Raw genomic sequence first — 21897 nt, 5'->3', positions numbered from 1 at the left:
CGCTCGCTCGGCGTACCCGCGGGGCGCGGCGTTGACGGCGGCGGTCACAGCGTGTGGGGAACCTGACGGGCGCGCCCGCGGATGCGGATCGCGGTGACGATCTCGATGACGCCGACGGCCACCAGCCAGCAGCCGCCGACGAGGGTCAGCACGGCGACCGACGTGAACGGCGAGTCGATCAGCACGATCCCGGCGATGAAGGTGACGATCCCGAGGAGGATCTGCCAGCCGCGGGCGGGCATGCTGCTGTCGGAGGCGGCCGCCAGGGTCTGGGTGATGCCGCGGATCAGCCAGCCGATGCCGATCCACAGGGCGAGCAGCAGGATCGACTGCATGGGCCCGCGGAAGCAGAACAGGCCCAGCAGGATCGACAGGGCACCGCTGATGAAGGCGAGCACACGCAGCGAGGTCGTCCTGTGCGTGCCGAAGGCGGCGACCAGCTGGAAGATGCCGCTGACGACGAGGTACACGCCGAACAGGACACCCGCGACGGCCAGGGAGGGCCCCGGCCAGACCAGCACCAGCACACCGAGGATCAGCGAGGCGATGCCGGTGCCCATGACGACCTGCCAGGCGGCCCGGGACAGGGCGTGCAGGGGGCCTTCGAGCGGCGGCTCGGGCTCATGGTGTCCGTGCGGCCCCTGTCCCGCGTGGACGTTGCGGTCGTCGTACTCCCGGCCCCAGGTGGGGCCACCGCCGGGTGGCTCGGTCATGCTCCATGCTTGGCCCGCCCGCGCGGGTCCTGCCACCGGGGTGGGCCGGGCGGCTGAACCACCCGGTCGAGCCACCCGGCCGGGTCACCGGGTTGAGCCACCCGGCCGAGCGCCGGCCGAGTCACCCGGCCGAGCGCCGGCCGAGTCACCTGGCCGAGCGCCGGCCGAGTCACCCGGCTGCCCGACGGTCCTGGCTACGTCCTGGCCGTCCAGGAGGCCTTGGCAGCCTTGGCAGCCTTGGCGGCTTTGGCGGCGGCCTTCATCTCCTGCTTGTGGGCGCGCACCTTGGCCAGCGACTCGGGCCCGGTGATGTCGGCGACGGACCGGTACGACCGCGCCTCGCCGTACGCTCCCGCCGCCTCCCGCCAGCCCTCCGGCTGCACGCCCAGCTGCTTGCCGAGCAGGGCGAGGAAGATCTGCGCCTTCTGCGTGCCGAACCCCGGCAGGTCCTGAAGCCGCCCGAGCAGCTCGGCCCCGCTGCCGACGCCCCGCCACACCGCCTCCGCGTCCCCGTCGTAGTGCTCGACGAGGAACTGGCACAGCTGCTGGATCCGCTTGGCCATCGAGCCCGGGTAGCGGTGCACGGCGGGCTTCCCGGACAGCAGCGCGGCGAACGCCTCCGGGTCCATGGCCGCGATCTCGTGCGCGTCCAGGTCCTCGGCGCCCATCCGCCCGGCGATGGTCGCCGGTCCCTTGAACGCCCACTCCATCGGAACCTGCTGGTCCAGCAGCATCCCGGTGAGCGCGGCGAGCGGGCTGCGCCCGAGCAGCGCGTCGGCCTCGGGGTCCTGGGCGAGGTGCAGGGTGACGTCCATGGGTCGATGGTCCCGCCTGCGACGTCAGGACGCGCGCCAGTACCCGAGGGCGTGCACCCGGGCCTTCGGCACGCCCAGGTCCCTGCGCACGTACGAGGCGAGCGTGCGGGTGGTGGCCGTGTCGCAGGCGATCCAGACGTACGGGTCGGGGGTGCCGTCGAGTACGGCGGGCAGCTCGGCGCGGACGCGCTCGGCGAGGTGGGCGCCCGCGTCCCGGCGGGGCACCTCGCGGATCTCGTGCCGGGACGGATCGGCCCGGCAGGGGAGGCCGGCCAGGGCGCCCTCGAACCAGATCGTCGCCGGGGCCGGACCCAGGGCGCCGAGGAGGGAGTTGATCGCGGGCAGCGAGGCCGGGTCGCCGACGGCCACGACGTGCGAGGGCGCGGGGTCGGGGTGCTGGAAGCCGGTGCCCTGGACGGACGCCTCGATCGTGTCCCCGGGCCGGGCCGTGCGCGCCCAGTCGGCGGCGCACCCCTCGTGCAGCGCGAACTCCAGGCCGAAGGTGCCGGTGACCGGGTCCGGGTCGACCAGGGTGTAGGCCCGCTGGTGCGGGCGGCCTGCGTCGGAGAACCACAGCCGTACCCACATCGTGGGGTGGACGCCGGTCGCGGCGAGCAGTCCGCCGTCGCTCAGCCGCAGCCGCCGGTAGTGCGGGGTGACCTCCTCGGCCCCGGTGACCGTGCACACGAAGTCCTTCGCGCGCAGCAGTCGCAGGACCGCCCCCTCCCAGCCCCGCCCCTGCCCCATGGCGCCTCCACCCCTCGCGTACGATTCCCCCACCACCGACTTAGGCAAGGCTAACCTAAAACAAAGGGGTGTCCCAGGGTGACCACCGAGATCTACCGCGATGCCTGGGGCATCCCCCATCTGCGTGCCTCCGGCGCCCGCGCGCTCGCCCGCGCCCAGGGGCGGGTCACCGCCCTGGACCGCGCCTGGCAGATCGAGGTCGAACGGCACCGCTTCCAGGGCACCTCGGCCTCCTTCCTCGGCGCCGACGCCCTCGCCTGGGACGTCTTCGCCCGCCGCGCCCGCCTCGACGACACCGCGAGGCGCTGTTTCACCGCGCTGGAGCAACGGGACCCGCAGACGGCCGCCTGGGTCCGGGCGTACGTGGACGGCGTCAACGAGGGCCTCGCGGACGGCGTCCGCCGGGCCCCCGAATTCGCCCGGACCGGCCTCGTGCCCACCCCCTGGCAGCCCTGGACCCCGCTCGGCATCTGGCTCGGCGCCCACATCCTCTTCGCCGGCTTCCCCGCGAAGCTCTGGCGCGAGCAGGTGACACGGCACCTGGGCAGCGAGGCGGTCGCCCTGTTCGCCACGGACGGCCCCGGCACCGCGGGCAGCAACGGCTGGCTGATCTCCGGCGACCGCACCGCCACCGGCCACGCCCTGATCGCCGGCGACCCGCACCGCTTCATCGAGGAACCGGGCGTCTACCAGCAGATCCGCCTCTCCTGCCCCGAGTTCGACGTCATCGGCCTGGCCGTCCCCGGCGTCCCCGGCATCGCCCACTTCGGCCACACCGGCACGGCCGCCTGGTCCATCACCAACGCCATGGCCGACTACCAGGACATCTACCGGGAACGCCTGCGCCGCACCGGCGCCGGCGTGGAGGCCCTGGGCCCCGACGGCCACTGGCACCGCGCCCGCCGCCACACGGAGAAGGTGGAGATCGCGGGCGAGGACCCCGTCGAGATCGAGGTGATCGAGACGGAGCGGGGCCCGGTGATCGCCGGGGGCCCGGAGGGGTTGGAGGCGGGGGTTCTTGCCGGGGGTTCGGAGGGGTCGGTGTCGGGGGTTGTTGCCGGGGGTTCGGAGGGGTTGGTGTCGGGGGTTGTTGCCGGGGGTTCGGAGGGGTTGGTGTCGGGGGTTGTTGCCGGGGGTTCGGAGGGGTTGGAGGCAGCGGCGGCGGCCGTACAGCCGGAATCGACGCCCGCCTCGCAGTCCGCCGGAGACTGCGCGCCTGCACACGCCCCGCAGCCCGCTGCAGACCGCGCACCCGCACAGGCCCCACGGCCCGCCGCAGGCAGCGCACCCGCACACGTCCCGCAGGCCGCCGACGGCGAGGACGACCCACAGGGGCCACCCGCACGTGACGACGAAAGCCGCACGGGTGGTGCGGGTGGGAAGAAGATGCCTGCCGAAGGCGAAGCCGAGGCGGCGGCGGAGCCCATCGCCCTCACCCTCCGCCACCCACCCCGAGTGACCGAAGACCTCGGCTTCAGCACCCTCCTTCCCCTCCTCCGAGCCCGCCGCGTCGAGGACATCGACGCCGCCTTCGACTCCTGGGCCGAGCCGGTCAACGTCGTACAGGCGGCCGACACCGAGGGCGGCCTCCTGCACCGCGTGGCAGGCAGGGTCCCGCTGCGGGCGGAGCCGAACCGCCTCCGCGTCGTCCCCGCCTGGCACCCCGGTACCGCATGGCACGGCTGGCACGACACCCCGTACGCGGGCCTGACCGACGGCATCGCCGTGATGGCCAACCAGCGCGGCCCCGCGACCCCGCTCGGTGTCGAGTTCGCCCCACCGCACCGCGCCGACCGCATCCACGCCCTGCTCCAGGAACGCCGCACCTGGTCCGCGGCCGACCTGCCCGCGATCCACACCGACACCCTCCTCGCCTCCGCCGCCCCCCTTCTCGACCACCTCGCCGCGCTCGACGGCCTCACTCCCGGGGCGGCCCGCCTGCGCGACCGCCTGCTGTCCTGGAACCGCCACATGGACGCCGACAGCGCCGAGGCCGCCGCCTACGCGGCGGTGCGCACGGCGCTCGTACGCCGGCTCGCCGCCCACCCGGCGTTCGCCGCCCTCATCGAGCCCCCCGCCTACCCCGAGGTCCTGCTCCCCTGGCTGGCTCTCGCGCCCCGCATCGGGTACGCCCTCGAACACCTCCTGCGCGCCGAGGAGTTGTTCGGCATCGACCGCGCCGCGGCCGTCCGTGCCGCCGTGGAGGAGGTCGCCACCGCACCACCGGCCGGCACCTGGGCCGACACCCACCGCCTCGCCCCCTGGAGGGCGCTGCCGGGGGAGCCGTACGAGGAGCCGGGCCTGGCCGGTGACCACGACTGCGTGCTGTGCACCTCGGCCGTACCCGGGCTCACCGACCGCTCGGCCCGCGGCCCGGCCGCCCGCTACGTCTGGGACCTGTCCCGCCGCGAGGACAGCCGCTGGGTGGTCCCCTTCGGCGCCGACGGCGTCCCCGGCGCCCCGCACCACCGCGACCAACTCACCTTGTGGCTCAAGGGAGAACTGGCCCCGGTCGTCACCGACTGGACCCTGCTCACGCTCGAACACACCGAGGAGACCGAGGAGACCGATGACTGACCCGCGCACCCCCGCACCTGCTGCCGCACCTGCTGCCGTGCCCGCTCCCGTACCTGCTGCCGTGCCCGCTCCCGTACCTGCTGCCGTGTCCGCTCCCGCACCCGCTGCCGTGCCCGCTCCCGCACCCGCTGCCGTGTCCGCCCCCACCTCCGCCGCCACGCCCGTCCACGAGCAGCGCATCGACGGCTTCGGCACCGTCCGTATCCGTCCCCTCGACCCGGTGGCCGACGCGGACGTGGTCCATGCCTGGGTGAGCGCCGAACGCGCCGTGTTCTGGGGCATGACCGGCCTCACCCGGGCCCAAGTGGCCGACATCTACGCCCATATGGCCACCCTCGACACCCACCACGCCCACCTCGTCACCAAGGACGGCGAACCGGCCGCCCTGCTCCAGACCTACGAGCCCGCCGCCGACCGGGTCGGGGAGTGCTACGAGGTCCTCCCCGGCGACATCGGCGTGCACCTCCTCCTCGCCCCCGCCCCGGCCTCCGGCCCGCGCCCCGGCTGGACCTCGGCCCTGCTCACCGCGATGGCGGCGTACGTCCTGCTGGTCCTGGACCGCCGCCGGGTCGTGGTGGACCCGGACGTGCGCAACACCAGGGCGATCGCCCGCTTCGAACGCCAGGGATTCGGCCAGGGCCCCGAGGTGGTGCTCCCCGAGGTCGACATCCCGGACGTGTACCTGCCGGAAAAGCGCGCTCAACTGGCCTTTCTGGAGCGGGAGGTAGCCTTCCCGGGTGACCACGCCTGATGAGCTGATCGCCCACTACGGCCTGGAGCCGATCCCCCGCGAGGGCGGCCTCTTCCGGCGCACCTGGGCAGGACCCGAGCGCCCGGACGGCCGCCCCGAGGGCTCCGCCGTGGTGGCGCTGCTCACCGCGGACGACTTCTGCGCGCTGCACCGCCTGACCAGCGACGAGATCTGGCACTTCTACCTGGGCGACCCGCTCCACCTCCTGCTCCTCGCCCCCGACGGCACCAGCCGCACCGCCGTCCTGGGCCCCGCGCTCGGTGCCGGACAGCACGTTCAGCTCACCGTCCCCGCCGGCACCTGGATGGGCGGCAGGGTGACACCCGGCGGTGCATGGTCCTTCTTCGGCTGCACGATGGCCCCCGGATTCACCTACGAGGGGTACGAACACGGCGACGCGCAGGACCTCACGGCGCGTTACCCGGCCGAGGCCGCCCGGATCGCGGAACTGTGCCGCCCATGACCCTGCTCGACGGACAGACCGCCCTGGTGACCGGCGCGGGCGGCGGCATCGGCCGCGCCATCGCCCTGCGCCTCGCGGAGGAGGGCGCCGCGGTGGCCCTCCACTGCCGTACGGCCGTGCAGGCGGCCGGCGAAGTCGCCGCGCGCATCCGGGACTCGGGCGGCGAGGCGGCCGTCCTGCAGGCGGACCTCACGGACGAGGAGGCATGCCACCGGCTGGTCCGCGAGACGACCGACTGGTCCGGCGGCCGGCTCACCGCCCTCGTCAACAACGCGGCCGTCCAGCCGGCGCAGCCCCTGCCCGGCATGACGGCGGCCGAGTGGCGCACGGTCGTCGACACCAACCTCACCAGCGTCTTCGCCTGCACCCAGGCCGCGGCCCGGCACATGGGCGAACACGGCGGCGGCACCATCACCCACATCGCCTCCATCGAGGCAGCCCACCCCGCCCCCGGTCACGCCCACTACAGCTCCGCCAAGGCGGCCGTCGTCGTGCACGCCCGCGCGGCCGCCCTGGAGTACGGCCCCCACGGCATCCGCGTCAACTCGGTCTCGCCCGGCCTGATCGACCGCGAGGGCCTCGCCGATGCCTGGCCGGACGGCGTGCGCCGCTGGCTCGACGCCGTCCCCGCCGGCCGCCTGGGACGCGCACGGGACGTGGCCGACGCCTGTGTGTTCCTCGCCTCGCCCCTCGCCTCCTGGATCACGGGCCACGACCTCGTGGTGGACGGCGGGGTGTCGGCCCGGCCGACGTGGTGAGGGACCTGGTGAGCACGGAAGCCGATCTCTGCGTATCGATGGGGAGGGCATGCGGAGGACCCGCGGACGGAGGGATCAGGTGCGCGACGAACACCGGTGGCTGCGGCGGCTGACCACCCTTGCCGCGGGCCTGCTCCTGCTGCTCCTCGGCACCGCGGTCCCCGCCTCGGCCCACGCGGCCCTGCGCGAGAGCGACCCCGCCGACGGGACCGTCCTCAAGTCCGCGCCCCGGCACGTCACGCTCACCTTCACGGAATCGGTGGGCCTGCTGACCGACTCGTTCCGCGTCTACGACCCCGACAACCACCGCGTGCGCACCGGCGAGGCCGGCCACGCCCCCGGCCGCTCCGACACCGCCCGCGTCCCGCTGCCCTCCCGGCTGGGCACCGGCACCTACACGGTGGCCTGGCGGGTGGTGTCCGCGGACAGCCACCCGGTGTCCGGCGCGCTGACGTTCTCGGTGGGCAAGCGCACGGCGACGACCACGAGCGTGCTCCAGGACCGCACGGAGAACCGGGCGACGACGAGCCTGTACAACATCGCCCGCTACCTCGCCTACCTCGCGGTGGCGCTGCTCCTGGGCGCGGCGGCGTTCGTGGCGTACTGCCGCCCGCCGCGGCCGGCCCACCTGCGCACCCCGGTGATGGCCGCCTGGGCGACCCTGTTCGCCTCGACGATCGTTCTCTTCCTCCTGCGATTCCCCTACGAGGAAGGCATGTCCCCGGCACGGGCGTTCGCCCTCTCCGCCCTCACCCGCACGGCCACGACCCGTCCCGGCGAACTCCTCCTCGCCCGCCTGGCCCTGCTGCTCCTGGCGGGCGCCTCGGCCCTGGCCCTGCGCAGATGGCGGCGGCGGATACCCCGCCGGGCCGCCCTGACCGCCGCCGCGGTCCTCGCCACCGCCCTCTCCCTGACCTGGGCGGCCTCCGAACACGCCTCGGCAGGCATCCAGGTCCCCGTCGCGATCGCCTCCGCCGCGCTCCACCTGCTGGCCATGGCGGCCTGGCTGGGGGGCCTGACGGCCCTGCTGCTGACGCTGCGCCGCACGTCACCGGACCCGGCCGCCCTGCCGGCGAAGGCCGTCACCCGCTTCTCGCGCCTGGCCTTCGTCTCGGTGACGATCCTGGTGGTGACCGGCGTCTACCAGTCCTGGCGGGGCCTGGGCTCCTGGCAGGCGCTCGCCGACACCTCCTACGGCCGCCTCCTGCTGGCCAAGCTGGCGGCGGTCACCCTCCTGCTCGCGGCCGCCTCCCGCTCCCGCCGCTGGACGGCCCGCCTGGCGAGCCTGCCCACGACGGCGCGACGGGACCGCATCCCGGAGCCGGCCGGCGGCCCCCCGCTCCCCCCGGCCCCCGAACCCCCCGCCGCGCCCCACCCGTTGCCGGAACGCCTGCGCCGCTCGGTGCTCGCCGAGGTGGCGGTGGGTGTCCTGGTCCTGGTCCTGACGACCCTCCTGACGAGCACCCTGCCGGGCCGGGCCGCGGCCGAGGCCGCCGACTCCACGGCGCCGGCGACCGGCCTCCAGACGGCCTCGGTCACCACGATCCCCTTCGACGTCGGCACCCCCGGCGGCCACGGAAAGGTCCAGATCACCCTGGACCCCGGCCGGGTCGGCACGAACTCCGTCCAGGCGGTGGTCTACGGCCCCGACGGCGGCCTGTCCTCCGTCCCCGAACTGCGCATCACCCTCACCCTCGCCGCCCAGCGGATCGGCCCCCTGGACACCAAGGTCACCGACCGGGGCGGTTACTGGGCCGCCGACTCCTTCGACCTGCCGATCCCGGGCACGTGGACGATGAAGGTGACGGTGCGGGTGTCGGAGGTGGACCAGGTGACCGTTTCGAAGACCGTGCGGGTGGCGCGGCAGCAGTGGTGAGCGAGTCGAAGACCGTGCGGGTGGTGGGGCAGCAGTGGTGAGCGAGTCGAAGACCGTGCGGGTGGTGGGGCAGCAGTGGTGACCGTGTCGAAGACCGTGCGGGTGGTGGGGCAGCAGTGGTGACCGAGAGCGTCGTGATCGAGGGCGTGGAGTTCGCCGCGGCGCTCACGCTCCGGTCGGGCGTCGGGCTGCTGGCCCTGCACGGCAGCAAGGAGGGCGGCACGGCGGAGCTGGCCCACGAGGTCGCGGCCCGCACGGGCACCAGCTGCCTGGTCTTCACCCAGCCGGCCGGCGACCCGGTCCACATCCCGTCGCATCGGATGGCCGTACCCCACTGCGAGAGCCTCCAGGAGTTCCTCGCCGCCGTGACGGTGGTGGTCTCGCTCCACGGCCACCTGCGGCCCGACTTCCCGCGCACGATCTTCCTGGGCGGCGGCAACCGCACCGCGGCCGGCACCCTGGCCGACAGCCTCGCCCTGCTCACCCCGCCCTTCGACACCGTGACGGACATGACCGCCATCCCGAGCGGCCTGCGCGGCCTGCACCCGCGCAACCCCGTGAACCTGGCCCCGGCCAAGGGCGTCCAGGTGGAGCTCCCCCTGAGCGCCCGGACCCAGCACCCCGGGAAGGTCCAGGGAGCCCCGGACCTTCCCCCGCGGCCGGTGACGGAGGCGCTGACCGCGGGGGTCGGGCGGCTGACGGCCGAGCGGCCCGGATGACCACCGGCCGCGGTGAGGCGGCTTCCGCCCGCCGCCAGGACGCGGACGGTCGGGAACCGCCCGCCCGTACCATGGCGGCGTGAACTCGTACTGGCACGTCGTCCTGCCGCCTCTCGGCGCCTGACCGGGCGCGGACACCGGCGGCTTGATCCCCGGCCCCCACCGAGCCGTTGTTCGGTCAGGGGCTCCTGTCGTGCGCCCGTTTCGGATCCAGTCCCTGACGCATTCGACGACGGAAGTTCACGACCGTGCCGAACCGCACTTCTCACCTCAGTCCCGCACGCCCTGCCGCCGCCGGCCCGCGCCCCGCTCGCACCGGCTTCCTCGGCGGCCCCGCACCCATCCTGACCTCGGCCGTGCTGTGGGGCACGACCGGGACCGCCTCCTCCCTCGCACCGGGCGGCGCACCCGCGGCAGCCATCGGCTGCGCCGGTCTCGCCCTCGGCGGCATCCTGCTGTTCCTCACCTCCCGGGGCGCCCGTTCCCTGCCCGCCGCCTGCACGGGCCGTGATCGGTGGCGGCTCGTGGCGGGCGCGCTCGCGGTGGCCGGGTATCCGGTCACCTTCTATCCGGCCGTGGCCCGCACCGGTGTGGCGGTGGCCACCGTGATCGCGCTGGGCAGCGCGCCGGTCCTCGCCGGGCTGCTGTCCTGGCTCGGCGGACGGGCCCGGCCGACCGCACGCTGGACGGCCGCGACCGCGGCCGCCGTACTCGGCTGCACCCTTGTGGTGCTGGGCCCCGAACTGGCCGGGCAGGCCACGCCGGTGGACCTGACAGGTGTCGCGCTCGCCGCCTGCGCGGGACTGTCGTACGCCCTCTACTCGCTGATCGGCGGCGGGCTCATCACGCACGGACACCCCTCCGGCGCGGTGATGGGCGTCCTGTTCGGCGCGGCCGGGCTGCTCGTCCTGCCGCTCGTGCTGTTCGCCGGTCCGCACTGGCTCGCCACCGCCCGGGGCGCGTCGGTGGCGGTGTACCTCGCCCTGTTCACCGTCTGCCTGGCCTACCGGCTCTTCGGGCACGGGCTGCGCCGTACGCCCGCGTCGGTGGCCACGTCGCTGACCCTGGCCGAGCCCGCCGTCGCGGCGGTCCTGGGCGTCACCGTCCTCGGGGAACGCCTTCCGGCCGCGTCCTGGAGCGGGCTGGCCGTCCTGGCCCTGGGCCTGGTCCTGCTGGCCTTCCCGGGCAACCGGGGCCGATAGGCCCTCGACCGCCCTGACAGGGGGCGGAGCGCTCCCGTCGGCTCACTTCCGCCGGAGCACCACGCCCCCTGTCGGGTGTCGGTTGGCACGCCTGTCCGGTGAACAGAAACATCCATATGGCTCATTCATTCGAGTCGAGACCCTCGAACGAGGTACTTGCAGTCAACCCTGCTTGACGTGATCAAGAACCTCAGGTCGGCCGCCCTCGTGGCCGCGCTCCTCGTCGTGCCCCTCGCGGCGCCCGCTCCCGCCCAAGCGCACAACGGCTCCGCCCCGGCCCGGGCCCAGGGCCGCTCCGTCCAGACGTACACCGTCCCCATCGCGGGCGCGGTCCACGAGCTTCCGATCGCCGCGGAGAAGCGGGAGGGCTATCAGCGCACGAGCTTCAAACACTGGAACGCGGGCAAGAACCCCACCGACGGCTGCAATACCCGGGCGGAGGTGCTCATCGCCGAGGCGATCGAGCCTCCCCAGATCCTGCCGGGCTGCAAGCTGTCCGGTGGGAGCTGGTGGTCGTACTACGACTCCAAGACGATCACCTCGGCCGCCGCCCTGGACGTCGACCACATGGTGCCGCTCGCCGAGGCCTGGGACTCCGGCGCATCGCAGTGGACCGCCGGGCGGCGCGAGGCCTACGCAAACGACCTCGACGTCCCGACCTCCCTCGTCGCGGTGTCGGCAGCCTCGAACCGCAGCAAGGCCGACCAGGACCCGGCCGAGTGGCTGCCGCCGACCGTCTCGGTCACGTGCCGGTACATCTCGGAATGGGTCGCCACCAAACTCCGCTGGGGACTCACCGTCGACGCCGTCGAGCTCGACGCACTCGACCAGCTCGCGCAGGCGTGCCCGGAGACGACCGTGACGTACCGTCCCGCACCCTGATGCACCGGACCGTACGGTGATTCACCGGCCCGTACGGTGGTGCACCCTCCTGCGCCGTGATGCGCCGGCCCGCACCATGATGTAAAGGCCCGCGCCATGACGCCGCGGCCCCGCCCCGCCACGGGCGGGGCCGCTCCCGTGGGCGCACGGGTTCCGTCCGCACGGTGGACGTCGCCGCGCAGCGTCACTCCAAGAGCCCAGTCGACGATGGCTCACCCGCACGGCAGACCCGGCGAGCCGCAGCCTGATGCGTCCGGGAGACTACGATCCGTCACCGAGTGAACACGGGCGGTCCATTCCGTCCGGCATGGGCGAACGCCCCTCACACCGGAGGAGACGGGATGACGCCACGTACCGGCAGAACCTGCTGGAGGCGCTTCGCCATTGTCCTGGTCTCCGGGGTCGCCGCCTCTGCCGCTCTCGGCATCGCCATGGCGCAGGGAGTCCTGGCCGCGTCGTTCTTCATCTCCGGCCAGAAGATCCAGGTGACCGCGGACAAGATGATCAACCGCGGAGTCAGCATCTACGGCATGGTCGACGTGACCCGGAAGGGCAAACTCGTGCCGGTCCTGGTCACCGGCGCCCGTCGGGTGACGGTGATCGGGCTGTGCCAGTCCGTGGTGGTCGACATCCCGGTCCTCGGCCCGCAGACGTTCCGGCTCACCGGCGGCGAGGAGCGGCCGGTCGAGGCGTCGGAGCTGTTCCTCGACGAGATCTCCGAATCCGCCGGGCAGGCGGACTTCCGCGGCCTCGACGTCGGTATCGCACAGGGCGAGATCACCAAGGGGCCGATCAACCCGGGCGACAGGCACTCGCGGTTCTTCGATCCCGACGGTCCCGGCCAGCAGGCCCTGTCGGCCACCCTCACCGACGTGCGCCTGACCGCGGTCGCGGTTACGGCCGGCACTTTCCACGTTCCCGGCCTGCGCGCGCGCGTCATCCAGGGCCGCGACGAATGCTTCTGACCTCAAGGGCGGGACACATGCTCACCGACGTCTTCGGCAGACCCGTGAACCTGCGCGCCACGGCCGCGGGCGTCCGGCGAAGGTTCAGAGTCTGGCGCGGTGAACGCCCTTTCTGGGCCGGGCTGTTCACCTTCAAGGCCGGCCTGCCCATCCTGTACCTGCCGTACGCGCACCTGCATCTGGGCGGCATTCCGCTGGCTCTGTCCACCACGTCCGGCGCGGGGTCCCTGGTCATCGGAGTTCTTCTCATGGCACTGGGCCTCACCCTCTGGTACCACCAGCACCTTCGGATGTTCGCCGGTATCGCCACCCTGCTGCTCGCGCTCATCTCCTTTCCCGTCGCGAATTTCGGCGGCCTCCTCCTCGGTCTGGGTTCCGGCCTCGTCGGCGGAGCCCTGGCCTGTTCCTGGATCCCGCCCGCTGCTGCCCCGGCGTCGGCGTCCGCGGCGCCGTCGGAGACGAGCAGCGGGTCAACGGCCGCGCCGACGGCGGGAGAGGGCCCACGTGACATGTGACGAGCACACCCGCCCCGCACCGGACGGACCTGAGCCCGCGCCCGTCCGCCCGAACCGCATCGGGCCGCACCCCCGCGTGCCGAGGCCCCTCGTGTGCGCGCTGGCCCTGGCGGCAGTGCCTCTCGCTCTGCATGTCACCCCGCCCGTGGCGACGAACACGCTGCCTCCCCTCGCAGGCACGACGCGGATGCCCACGAGCGGGACGCCCACCTTCGCAGGCACGACGCGGATGCCCACGAGCGGGACGCCCACCTTCGCAGGCCCGACGCGGATGCCCACGAGCGGGACGCCCACCCTCGCAGGCCCGACGCGGATGCCCACGAGCGGGACGCCCACCCTCGTGGGCCCGACGCCGATGCCCACGCGCAGTGCGTCGGCACTTGCAGGCACCGCGCCGACGCCCACGAACGGGGCGCCGGCACCCACTCGTGCCGCCGCGACGTCATCCCCGGCACGGGCACGGGCGGCGCATCCGCCGGTCCGGCCCGCCTCCGAGCCCTGGGTGCTGGGCGCCGCCAGGCTCGTCCTGCACGCCGGCACCTTCCGCGGCCCGGTCACCGTGCGCACGGCGGGCGGGACCGTGCGGGCACTGGAGCTCACCGTGCGGTCGCTGGACGCCACCCGGCTCGACGTGACCATGGGCCGCGGTTCCACAGCCCTGCGCCTGAGTGCCCGTCCCGCGACGACCTCGACGCTCAGGGGGGAGGGCGGCGACCGTGTGGTCACCCTCTACATCCGCAGGCTGTCGGGCACGGTCGAGAGCCTCGGCGGTGCCCCGCTGCCGGTGCACCGCACCGTCACCATCACCCCCGACGCCGTGCCTCGCTGGCTCTCCCACCCTGCCGTTCCCGGCCGCACGCTCATCTTCGACGGCGTGACCGTCAGAGCGGTCGCGCAGTTCGGCGGCACCCTGTCCATCACCGGGCCGAGGCTCCGTGTCGCGGCGGGCTGAGCGCGCGGACGGCGCGGTACCGGCTCCGGATCCGGCTCGGCACCCCTGACGCCGGGGAGACACGCCGGCGGGGCTTCCGCTGCGTGCTGCGCTGACCGCGTCCGGCCGTCCGGACCATCGGCCGTCCGGACGGTCAGACGGCCGATTGGTGAGGCCGGGCCGTCGGGAGGCCGGGCCGCCGGAAGGCCGGAAGGCTGGAGGACCGGCACAGGGCTCCGCCCGTCGGAGCCTCGTGGGAGCCTGCAGCGGACCGAACCCGTGAGGGGTTGCCCCCGACACGCTTTCCAAGTCTGTCGGCGCCTGGCTGGGCCGCGTGTACGGCCATGGAACGAGGCGATTGGTGCAGCTCTTGTGACGTCGCGAGCCTGGCGTTGGGGGCAAGGCTGCTCACGACATGACAGCAATCGCGAAGGAGCGCAATCTGGGAGAAGTGGAGGGGTGACACCTGGCGATCGATCAGGCGAGGCGAGCTGTACATATGGCGTCGAGGCCCGCCGGAGGTTGCGTCGTTCCTGCCCAGAACGTCCGCCGGGTTCGTTGGGCGCTGAGAGACGAAAGGTCACTCATGCCGCAATCCATGCGCGCGCTCGTAGCCGGAAAGGTCGGCGAGCCGAACGACGTCCTGCGGCTGGAATCCCGGCCTGTTCCCACGCCAGAAGCCGGCCAGGCGTTGATCCGTGTGAAGGCGACTCCGATTCACGCCAGCGATCTGCACGTGCTGCGTGGCCGCTACGGTTTCTCCCCCGAGTTTCCCACCGTCGGGGGCCACATGGAATGCGTGGGCCGTATTGAGGCCCTGGGCCCGGATACCGAGGGACTGAAGATTGGCGAGCGCGTGGTGGCCGTTGCTGTCCCGGCGGTACCCGGGCCGCGTGTGGCCGGCACCTGGCAGGAATACCTTGTTGCCGATACGCATAGGCTTCTGCCGGTCCCCGATCGTCTGAGCGACTCCAGCGCCTGTCAACTCGCTGTCAACCCGTTGACCGCGCTGCTCCTGGTGACTCGCGAACTCGACGTACAGCCGGGTGAATGGTTGGTGCAGACGGCCGCGGGCTCCACCGTCGGCCGGCTCGTCATTCAGCTGGCCAGGCATCTGGGCATTCGCACGATCAATGTGGTGCGGCGGCGCGATGCCGTTGAGGAGATCAAGGCGCTGGGTGGCGACGAGGTCATTTGCACCGAGGACGAGGACCTGTTGCAGCGTGTGGCTGAGATTGCAGGACCGGCCGGTGTGCGCAAGGCCATCGACTGTGTCGCGGGCCAGGTGGGCGCCCAGGTGTCCCAGGCACTGGCTCCGGGAGGAGAGACCGTGGTCTACGGCGCGCTCTCCACCCATCGGCAGACCGACCCGGCGGCGCTGACGATCCCGCTGCTGGCGCGCTCGGTCATCTACGAGACCAAAGTGGTCCGTGGCTTCTGGCTGAACCGCTGGTTCGGCACTGCCTCACCTGCGGATGCGCTGCGCGCGCTGTCCGAGGTCCGCAGCCTCGTCGCTGATGAAGTGCTGAGCATCCCCCAAGGCGAGCCGTTCCCGCTCGAACGCTTCGCTGAAGCCATCTCGTTCGCCGAAACACCCGCTCATGGCGCCAAACCGCTCCTCGTCTTCGAAGACGGCCGGGGCGAAGACGACAAGCAGGCCGCGGTTTCTGGATAGCGGTAGCTCTACAGAGATCGGTCGGAGACCGTCATACAGGTCGCGCATCGGCCCCAGGGTGGCGCTACGGGGTGGGGCCGTTCCGAGGTCCGGCCCCCATCGTGAGACCAGTCGACCCAAACCGAGTCGCCAGGTGAACCATTGGAGACGCGCCCCCCCACGCTCAGCATCAGCACTCATGCCAGGCCGGCTGACATCCCCTCGCGCCGACTGCCAATCGACATGACGAGGCCTCCTCCAGTCGTTTCGCCGCCCCTGGGCGGGCGCAGCCAGAATGCCAACTTCGGGGCTTCGCTTTCTTCATCGGAAGGGAGGCGTACGGGGGCACGGTGAGCGGCTGATCCCGACGCGTGCGCCTCCGTTGTACCTATTCATGAGTGGGCCGAGGCGGCAGAGCGACCCTGTGCGGTCGGGTCCATCAATGTGCCCCGACGGTATTCGGTGTCATTGGGCAGAAACTCACACGCAGGGCGCCGCAGAGGCGGCGCGCGCCCGCGCCGTGCGCGGGCCTGGAAACCCGCAGGGAAAGTTGTAACTCACTCCGTGGGGCGGGGCTGTGTGCAGCTGACGGATGACCGGAGACGGAGCGGAGTCGGTGTCCTGGTTCGTGGACACATGATCCAATGTTTGGATGATGGACACGAGCACGTCCTTGGGGCCGTTGGAACTGCTCGACGGCCGCTGGGTGGTGGGAGACACCGGCAAGAGCCACTGGGTGGAATTCCGCAGGGACGGGCTGTACCAGCACGAGCCTGACTCGGAAGGACAGCTGATCCCGTGGGCCCGGATCATGCCGGGCATGAACCTCACCATGGGCAGCAAATACCCGGCCAGGGGGTCGAACGGCTTCGGAGGGCTCCTCGGCGGCCTGCCCGGCCCCTGGCGGGGGCGCGGCAGCGGCTACCTGCACATGACGCTGCGCCACCCCTACGAGAACTGGATCGCCCGCTTCGACCGGCACCCCCGCTACTACCCCGGCGCCCACCTTGTCTTCCTTCAGACGCTGACGATGCAGGTCATCGACGCCGGGCAGGCCCGCCTCCTGGGCGACCCCGAGTGGCTGGGCCGCGTGGTCGCACGGTTGGCGCCGCAGCGGCCCCGGGGGTGGCATGGAATGAGCGAAGCGGTGACGCGGGCCGTGGAGGCGGAGGAATAAGAGCTGCCTGAGTGCGGGGCGGGTCGTGTGGCCGTCTGGAGGACGAGGCGCCGGACCGTCAAGCATCAGCCGGACCGTCAAGCATCGACTGAGACTCGACACATCCGTCGTGATGCGCCAGGGGGCGCGTCGTACTGCTCCGGATGACGGCGGTTGATGAGGGACGGCGTTCGATGAGCAGCTGGCGCAGGGCATCGCGCTGAGAACCGTTGAGGTTCAGGTCCTCGGTGAGGTGGCGGAACGTCGTGTGTGTGACTCCGCGGCTGCGGGCTTCCGCCTCGAACCGGTCGAGCCGGGGCAGCACGGCTTCGGCGTCGGGCTTCACGGGCGCTTGATCCTTTCGCCGGTCGGCGCGCCGCTGGGCCCGAACACCGACTTTCACGTCTGTAAGCGGCTTCTGCGGGACACGGGCGTACGGGACGGCCGCCTCCATGACGCTCGCCACACAGCCGCGGCCGTCCTCCTGATCCTCGGAGTCCCGGACGTCGTGATCGACGCGATCATGGGTTGGGAGGCTGGGGGGAACGGTGCGGATGCGCGCCCGGTACGTGCATGTGACCGGGTCCATGCTCCGCAAGGTCAGCAAGGTCGCTCAGCAAGTCGGGGGTGCGCTCTGGGCGCCGCCCGGCACCGAAAAAAAACTCCGACCGAGACGGAAACTGAGACGGACAACGTCGAAGGGCCCCACTGCGAACAGTGGGGCCCTTCGACATCGTGCCCGGTGAGGCACTGGCGGAGGATACGAGATTCGAACTCGTGAGGGGTTGCCCCCAACACGCTTTCCAAGCGTGCGCCCTAGGCCTCTAGGCGAATCCTCCGCCGGAAACATTACATGACCGAGGGGAGTGCTCGCGAACCCGTTCCCGCAGGCCGTCATCGGGTACAGCCCGTGGGGCGCGATCGGGTACTGTTGGGCGCAGCCCCTCACGCGGCGCTATCTGACTGAACTCCCCCAGGGCCGGAAGGCAGCAAGGGTAGGTCGGCTCTGGCGGGTGCGTGGGGGGCGCTTGCGTTTCCCGGGCGAAGGCTTGGGCGGGGCTGGATGTCAGTGGGCGCCTATAACCTCGTATGCGTGTCGTCTCTCGCGCTGTACCGCCGCTATCGCCCGGAGACCTTTGCCGAGGTCATCGGGCAGGAGCATGTCACCGACCCGCTGCAGCAGGCGCTGCGGAACAACCGGGTCAATCACGCGTACCTGTTCAGCGGGCCGCGTGGGTGCGGGAAGACCACCAGCGCGCGCATCCTGGCCCGCTGCCTGAACTGTGAGCAAGGTCCCACTCCGACGCCCTGCGGGGAATGCCAGTCCTGCCAGGACCTCGCGCGAAACGGCCCGGGGTCCATCGACGTCATCGAGATCGACGCCGCCTCCCACGGTGGTGTGGACGACGCCCGTGAGCTGCGCGAGAAGGCCTTCTTCGGGCCCGCCGCCAGCCGGTACAAGATCTACATCATCGACGAGGCCCACATGGTCACGTCGGCCGGTTTCAACGCCCTGCTGAAGGTGGTCGAGGAGCCCCCGGAGCACCTCAAGTTCATCTTCGCCACCACGGAGCCCGAGAAGGTCATCGGGACCATCCGGTCGCGGACCCACCACTATCCGTTCCGGCTCGTGCCGCCGGGGACGCTGCGCGACTACCTCGCCGAGGTGTGCGGGCGGGAGGACATCCCCGTCGAGGAAGGCGTGCTCCCGCTCGTCGTACGGGCCGGCGCCGGTTCCGTGCGCGACTCCATGTCCGTCATGGACCAGCTCCTCGCCGGTGCGCGCGAGGAAGGTGTGACCTATGCCATGGCCACCTCCCTCCTCGGGTACACCGACGGCTCGCTGCTCGACTCCGTCGTCGAGGCCTTTGCCACCGGCGACGGGGCGGCGGCCTTCGAGGTCGTCGACCGGGTCATCGAGGGCGGCAACGATCCGCGGCGTTTCGTCGCCGATCTGCTGGAGCGGCTGCGGGACCTGGTGATCCTCGCCGCCGTGCCGGACGCCATCGAGAAGGGGCTCATCGACGCCCCGGCCGACGTCCTGGAGCGCATGCAGGCCCAGGCCGGCACCTTCGGTGCCGCCGAGCTGAGCCGCGCCGCCGACCTCGTCAACGGAGGCCTCACCGAGATGCGCGGCGCCACCTCGCCGCGCCTCCAGCTCGAACTCATCTGCGCGCGCGTGCTGCTGCCCGCCGCCTACGGGGACGAGCGGTCCCTGATGGCCCGCCTCGACCGCCTCGAGCGCGGCGTCAGCTTCGCGGGCGGGGGCGGTGCGCCCGCCATGGGGTACGTTCCCGGACCCGAGGCCCACCCCGGCCCGGCCCAGGGCGGCGAGCCGGTGCCGCCCGGCGGTGGACCGGCCGCCGCCCGCGCGGCCGTCCGGACCGGCGGCTCCGGCGGCCAAGGTCACGCCCAGGGCCAGGGCCAGGGCCAGGCCCAGGGCCAAGGCGCTCCGGCTGGCGCGGCGCCCGCGCCCGCTCCGACGGCCCCCGCGCCCGCACCGGCTCCAGCGGCAGCTGCCCCTGCGCCCCAGGCACCCGCTCAGGCCGACCCGCATGCCGCTCCCGCTCCGGCCGACTCGCCCGCACCCGCCGCTGCCCCTTCAGCCCCTGCCCCTGGCGCCTGGCCCACGGCCGCCCCCGCCGGCGGCGGCCGGCGGCCCGGTGGCTGGCCCACGGCAGCTCCGGCGGGCGCCCAGCAGGGCCCCGCCGGCCAGCCCCAGCAGCACCAGGCACCTCCGGCCGCCGCCGCACCCTCTGCTCCGGCCCCGGCTCCGGCCTCTGCCCCGGCTCCGGCCGCTCCGACCGGCGGCCTCGACCCCCGCATGCTCTGGCCGAACATCCTGGAGGCCGTCAAGAACCGCCGCCGCTTCACCTGGATCCTGCTCAGCCAGAACGCCCAGGTGGTCGGCTTCGACGGCACCACCCTCCAACTCGGCTTCGTCAACGCCGGTGCCCGCGACAACTTCGCGAGCAGCGGCAGCGAGGACGTGCTGCGACAGGCGCTGTCCGAGCAGTTCAACGTGCAGTGGAAGATCGAGGCGGTCGTCGACCCCTCGGGCGGCTCCGCACCCCCGCCGTCCGGCGGCTCACCGGGCTTCGGCGGCGGCGGAGGCGCAGCCGGCGGCGCGGGCTACGGCGCCCCCGCTGCTCCTCGCCCGGCAACACCCCCACCGGCCTCCCCCGCGCCCGCCGCACCCCACGGCAGCGCCCCGTCCGCCCCGGCACCGTCCGCTCCTGCCCCGCAGCCCGCGTCGGCACCCGAGCCGCCGCCGGTCGCCCCCGAGGACGACACCCCCGAGGACGACGACCCCGACCTCGACGAGTCGGCCCTGTCCGGCCACGAACTGATCGTCCGGGAGCTGGGGGCGACGGTGGTGGAGGAGTTCACCAACGAGTGACCCTCCTCTGCTCCCTCTTCGGCCTTCCGGCCCTCCACCGACCCACTTCCGGTCCTCTTCGGCCTCCCGGTCCTCCGGTGAGCCCTCTTCGGGTTCTCTTCGGCCTTCCGGTCCCCCACTGACCCACTTCCGGTCCTCTTCGGCGCCGGTCGGTGAAAGGGCCCGTCCGGCGTTCGGGGATGAGGCCGTTCGGGTCGAAGTGGAGGGCCAGGGACGGCCGTCGCCGGTGCCGGCCCGCACCAGCACCGGCCTCTTGGTAGGAACGCACAACTTCCCCGGCCCCCGGAGTTCGGCAACCTTGCCATTAGGCTGACCCTCGTGAAGGTCCTCGTCATCGGCAGCGGCGCCCGCGAACACGCCCTGTGCCGCTCCCTGTCCCTCGACCCCGACGTCACCGCGCTGTACTGCGCCCCCGGCAACGCCGGCATCGCCGAAGTGGCGGAGCTGCGCCAGGTCGACGCGCTCGACGGCAAGGCCGTTGCCGCGCTGGCCGGCGACCTCGGCGCCGGACTCGTCGTCGTGGGCCCGGAGGCCCCGCTGGTCGCCGGTGTGGCCGACGCCGTGCGCGAGGCGGGCATCCCGGTGTTCGGCCCCTCCGGGCAGGCCGCGCAGCTGGAAGGGTCCAAGGCCTTCGCCAAGGACGTCATGGCGGAGGCCGGGGTGCCGACCGCCCGCTCGTACGTCTGCGGCACGGAGGAGGAGGTCGCCGAGGCCCTCGACGCCTTCGGCGCCCCCTACGTCGTCAAGGACGACGGGCTGGCCGCCGGCAAGGGCGTCGTCGTCACGGACGACATCGAGGTCGCCAAGGCTCACGCGGCCGACTGCGTGGGGGCACCTCCCGCGCCTTCCGGGCAGCGGGGGAGCGTCGTCATCGAGGACTTCCTCGACGGCCCCGAGGTGTCCCTCTTCGCCATCACCGACGGGCGGACCGTCGTACCGCTGCAGCCCGCCCAGGACTTCAAGCGCGCCCTGGACGGCGACGAGGGTCCCAACACGGGCGGCATGGGCGCGTACTCGCCCCTGCCGTGGGCGGATCCGAAGCTGGTCGAAGAGGTGCTGGAGACGGTGCTGCAGCCGACCGTGGACGAGATGCGCCGTCGTGGCACGCCCTTCTCCGGTCTCCTCTACGCCGGGCTTGCGATCACCTCGCGCGGCGTCCGTGTCATCGAGTTCAACGCCCGCTTCGGCGACCCCGAGACCCAGGTCGTGCTGGCCCGTCTGAAGACCCCGCTGGCCGGTGTGCTGCTGGCCGCCGCGAACGGCACCCTCGACGACCTGGAGCCGCTGCGCTGGCGCGAGGACGCGGCCGTCACAGTGGTCGTCGCCTCCCACAACTACCCCGGCACCCCGCGCACCGGCGACCCGATCGAGGGCCTGGACGAGGTGGCCGCCGAGGACGCCCCGCACGCCTACGTCCTGCATGCGGGGACCAGGCGGGACGGTGACGCGATCGTCAGCGCGGGCGGACGTGTGCTGTCCGTCACGGCGACCGGCCAGGACCTGGCCGAGGCCCGAGAGCGGGCGTACCGGGCGGTGGCCCGCATCCGCCTCGACGGCTCGCAGCACCGCTCGGACATCGCGGCGGAGGCAGCCGGAGCGTAACGACCGCCCGAAGTGCAACGGCCGGTCCGAGCGGGAAGGCCCGTCTGAGCGGGACGGCCGGCCGGAGTGCGACGTCGGCCGGAGCGCAACAGCCATGGTGCGCAACCGGCGAACCGCCGATCACGCGAACCGCCGATCACGCGGCCCCCGCGTCACGCGGACCCCGCGGTC

At 73.0% G+C, this 21897-nt stretch carries 18 protein-coding genes, 1 tRNA gene, 1 other RNA gene and 2 pseudogenes; 17 read left to right on the top strand and 5 right to left on the bottom strand.

The genetic code is table 11. From position 1 onward, the window contains the following. Positions 1-44 precede the first annotated feature (44 nt). From AB0H32_RS07765 to AB0H32_RS07755, 3 genes are all read right to left on the bottom strand, one after another. Entirely contained in the window at positions 45-713 is a 669-nt protein-coding gene (locus AB0H32_RS07765; protein ID WP_361115850.1) for an HdeD family acid-resistance protein, read from the bottom strand. 194 nt (positions 714-907) lie between these two features. After that, a complete protein-coding gene (locus AB0H32_RS07760) occupies positions 908-1528 on the bottom strand; it encodes an HhH-GPD-type base excision DNA repair protein (protein WP_361115847.1) in 621 nt (206 codons plus the stop codon). 24 nt (positions 1529-1552) lie between these two features. Continuing rightward, positions 1553-2275 (bottom strand): siderophore-interacting protein, encoded by a 723-nt coding sequence (locus AB0H32_RS07755; RefSeq protein ID WP_361115844.1) that lies wholly within the window; start codon positions 2273-2275, stop codon positions 1553-1555. 78 nt (positions 2276-2353) lie between these two features. Here AB0H32_RS07755 and AB0H32_RS07750 point away from each other — a divergent pair, with 78 nt between their 5' ends. The 13 genes from AB0H32_RS07750 to AB0H32_RS07690 all read left to right on the top strand — a co-directional run bounded on the left by AB0H32_RS07750 (position 2354) and on the right by AB0H32_RS07690 (position 16745). After that, the gene (locus AB0H32_RS07750; RefSeq protein WP_361115841.1) at positions 2354-4852 is read left to right on the top strand and encodes a penicillin acylase family protein; all 2499 of its coding nucleotides are present in this window, start codon (positions 2354-2356) and stop codon (positions 4850-4852) included. A gap of 133 nt (positions 4853-4985) precedes the next feature. After that, entirely contained in the window at positions 4986-5603 is a 618-nt protein-coding gene (locus AB0H32_RS07745) for a GNAT family N-acetyltransferase (RefSeq protein WP_361115891.1), read from the top strand. Next, the gene (locus tag AB0H32_RS07740) at positions 5590-6066 is read left to right on the top strand and encodes a cupin domain-containing protein (RefSeq protein WP_361115838.1); all 477 of its coding nucleotides are present in this window, start codon (positions 5590-5592) and stop codon (positions 6064-6066) included. The genes AB0H32_RS07745 and AB0H32_RS07740 overlap by 14 nt, the downstream gene beginning before the upstream one ends. Next, positions 6063-6824, top strand: a complete 762-nt coding sequence (locus AB0H32_RS07735; protein WP_361115835.1) for a glucose 1-dehydrogenase — start codon at positions 6063-6065, stop codon at positions 6822-6824. The genes AB0H32_RS07740 and AB0H32_RS07735 overlap by 4 nt, the downstream gene beginning before the upstream one ends. A gap of 79 nt (positions 6825-6903) precedes the next feature. Continuing rightward, on the top strand, positions 6904-8700 hold the full coding sequence (locus AB0H32_RS07730) for a copper resistance CopC family protein (protein WP_361115832.1): 1797 nt from the start codon (positions 6904-6906) through the stop codon (positions 8698-8700). A 119-nt stretch (positions 8701-8819) separates the two neighbouring features. Further along, positions 8820-9419 (top strand): poly-gamma-glutamate hydrolase family protein, encoded by a 600-nt coding sequence (locus AB0H32_RS07725; protein ID WP_361115829.1) that lies wholly within the window; start codon positions 8820-8822, stop codon positions 9417-9419. Between the two features lie 248 nt (positions 9420-9667). Then, entirely contained in the window at positions 9668-10621 is a 954-nt protein-coding gene (locus AB0H32_RS07720; RefSeq protein WP_361115826.1) for an EamA family transporter, read from the top strand. Between the two features lie 177 nt (positions 10622-10798). After that, complete coding sequence (locus AB0H32_RS07715) at positions 10799-11503, top strand: HNH endonuclease family protein (protein WP_361115823.1); 705 nt, start codon at positions 10799-10801, stop codon at positions 11501-11503. Between the two features lie 341 nt (positions 11504-11844). Next, on the top strand, positions 11845-12468 hold the full coding sequence (locus AB0H32_RS07710) for a DUF6230 family protein (protein WP_361115820.1): 624 nt from the start codon (positions 11845-11847) through the stop codon (positions 12466-12468). A 17-nt stretch (positions 12469-12485) separates the two neighbouring features. After that, positions 12486-12983 carry a DUF6114 domain-containing protein gene (locus AB0H32_RS07705; protein ID WP_361115817.1) on the top strand — a complete coding sequence of 166 codons (498 nt, stop codon included), beginning with the start codon at positions 12486-12488 and terminating at the stop codon, positions 12981-12983. 355 nt (positions 12984-13338) lie between these two features. Then, positions 13339-13935 (top strand): hypothetical protein, encoded by a 597-nt coding sequence (locus AB0H32_RS07700; RefSeq protein ID WP_361115814.1) that lies wholly within the window; start codon positions 13339-13341, stop codon positions 13933-13935. 577 nt (positions 13936-14512) lie between these two features. Continuing rightward, a complete protein-coding gene (locus AB0H32_RS07695; RefSeq protein ID WP_361115811.1) occupies positions 14513-15589 on the top strand; it encodes a zinc-dependent alcohol dehydrogenase family protein in 1077 nt (358 codons plus the stop codon). A 631-nt stretch (positions 15590-16220) separates the two neighbouring features. Continuing rightward, the gene (locus tag AB0H32_RS07690) at positions 16221-16745 is read left to right on the top strand and encodes a hypothetical protein (RefSeq protein WP_361115809.1); all 525 of its coding nucleotides are present in this window, start codon (positions 16221-16223) and stop codon (positions 16743-16745) included. A 58-nt stretch (positions 16746-16803) separates the two neighbouring features. Here the strand turns inward: AB0H32_RS07690 and AB0H32_RS07685 are convergent. Then, positions 16804-17082: pseudogene (locus AB0H32_RS07685) on the bottom strand (hypothetical protein); the annotation flags it as partial. Positions 17083-17085: 3 nt separating this feature from the next. Between AB0H32_RS07685 and AB0H32_RS07680 the strand changes: the two are divergent. Next, positions 17086-17470, top strand: a pseudogene (locus AB0H32_RS07680) (hypothetical protein); the annotation flags it as partial. A 5-nt stretch (positions 17471-17475) separates the two neighbouring features. Here the strand turns inward: AB0H32_RS07680 and AB0H32_RS07675 are convergent. Then, positions 17476-17563, bottom strand: a tRNA-Ser gene (locus AB0H32_RS07675). 97 nt (positions 17564-17660) lie between these two features. On the opposite strand from AB0H32_RS07675, the gene ffs reads away from it, so the two are divergent. The 3 genes from ffs (at position 17661) to purD (ending at position 21726) form a co-directional block, all read left to right on the top strand. Continuing rightward, positions 17661-17759, top strand: an RNA gene (gene ffs / locus AB0H32_RS07670) — signal recognition particle sRNA small type. Positions 17760-17817: 58 nt separating this feature from the next. Beyond that, positions 17818-20124: a DNA polymerase III subunit gamma and tau gene (locus tag AB0H32_RS07665; protein ID WP_361115806.1), complete on the top strand. Its 2307-nt coding sequence runs from the start codon at positions 17818-17820 to the stop codon at positions 20122-20124. 318 nt (positions 20125-20442) lie between these two features. Next, positions 20443-21726, top strand: a complete 1284-nt coding sequence (gene purD, locus AB0H32_RS07660; protein ID WP_361115803.1) for a phosphoribosylamine--glycine ligase — start codon at positions 20443-20445, stop codon at positions 21724-21726. Positions 21727-21897 lie beyond the last annotated feature (171 nt).

The organism is Streptomyces sp. NPDC020362 (assembly GCF_040642095.1).
GTDB lineage: Bacteria > Actinomycetota > Actinomycetes > Streptomycetales > Streptomycetaceae > Streptomyces.
Note: the sequence above shows the minus strand (reverse complement) of the source record. Positions and strands in the feature narration are given on the sequence as shown.

Coding starts and splice junctions, on each gene's coding strand:
- AB0H32_RS07760 (WP_361115847.1), bottom strand. CDS start 1,528: ATGGACGTCACCCTGCACCTCGCCCAGGACCCCGAGGCCGACGCGCTG.
- AB0H32_RS07695 (WP_361115811.1), top strand. CDS start 14,513: ATGCGCGCGCTCGTAGCCGGAAAGGTCGGCGAGCCGAACGACGTCCTG.
- AB0H32_RS07705 (WP_361115817.1), top strand. CDS start 12,486: ATGCTCACCGACGTCTTCGGCAGACCCGTGAACCTGCGCGCCACGGCC.
- AB0H32_RS07755 (WP_361115844.1), bottom strand. CDS start 2,275: ATGGGGCAGGGGCGGGGCTGGGAGGGGGCGGTCCTGCGACTGCTGCGC.
- AB0H32_RS07765 (WP_361115850.1), bottom strand. CDS start 713: ATGACCGAGCCACCCGGCGGTGGCCCCACCTGGGGCCGGGAGTACGAC.
- AB0H32_RS07710 (WP_361115820.1), top strand. CDS start 11,845: ATGACGCCACGTACCGGCAGAACCTGCTGGAGGCGCTTCGCCATTGTC.
- AB0H32_RS07690 (WP_361115809.1), top strand. CDS start 16,221: ATGATGGACACGAGCACGTCCTTGGGGCCGTTGGAACTGCTCGACGGC.
- AB0H32_RS07700 (WP_361115814.1), top strand. CDS start 13,339: ATGCCCACGCGCAGTGCGTCGGCACTTGCAGGCACCGCGCCGACGCCC.
- AB0H32_RS07735 (WP_361115835.1), top strand. CDS start 6,063: ATGACCCTGCTCGACGGACAGACCGCCCTGGTGACCGGCGCGGGCGGC.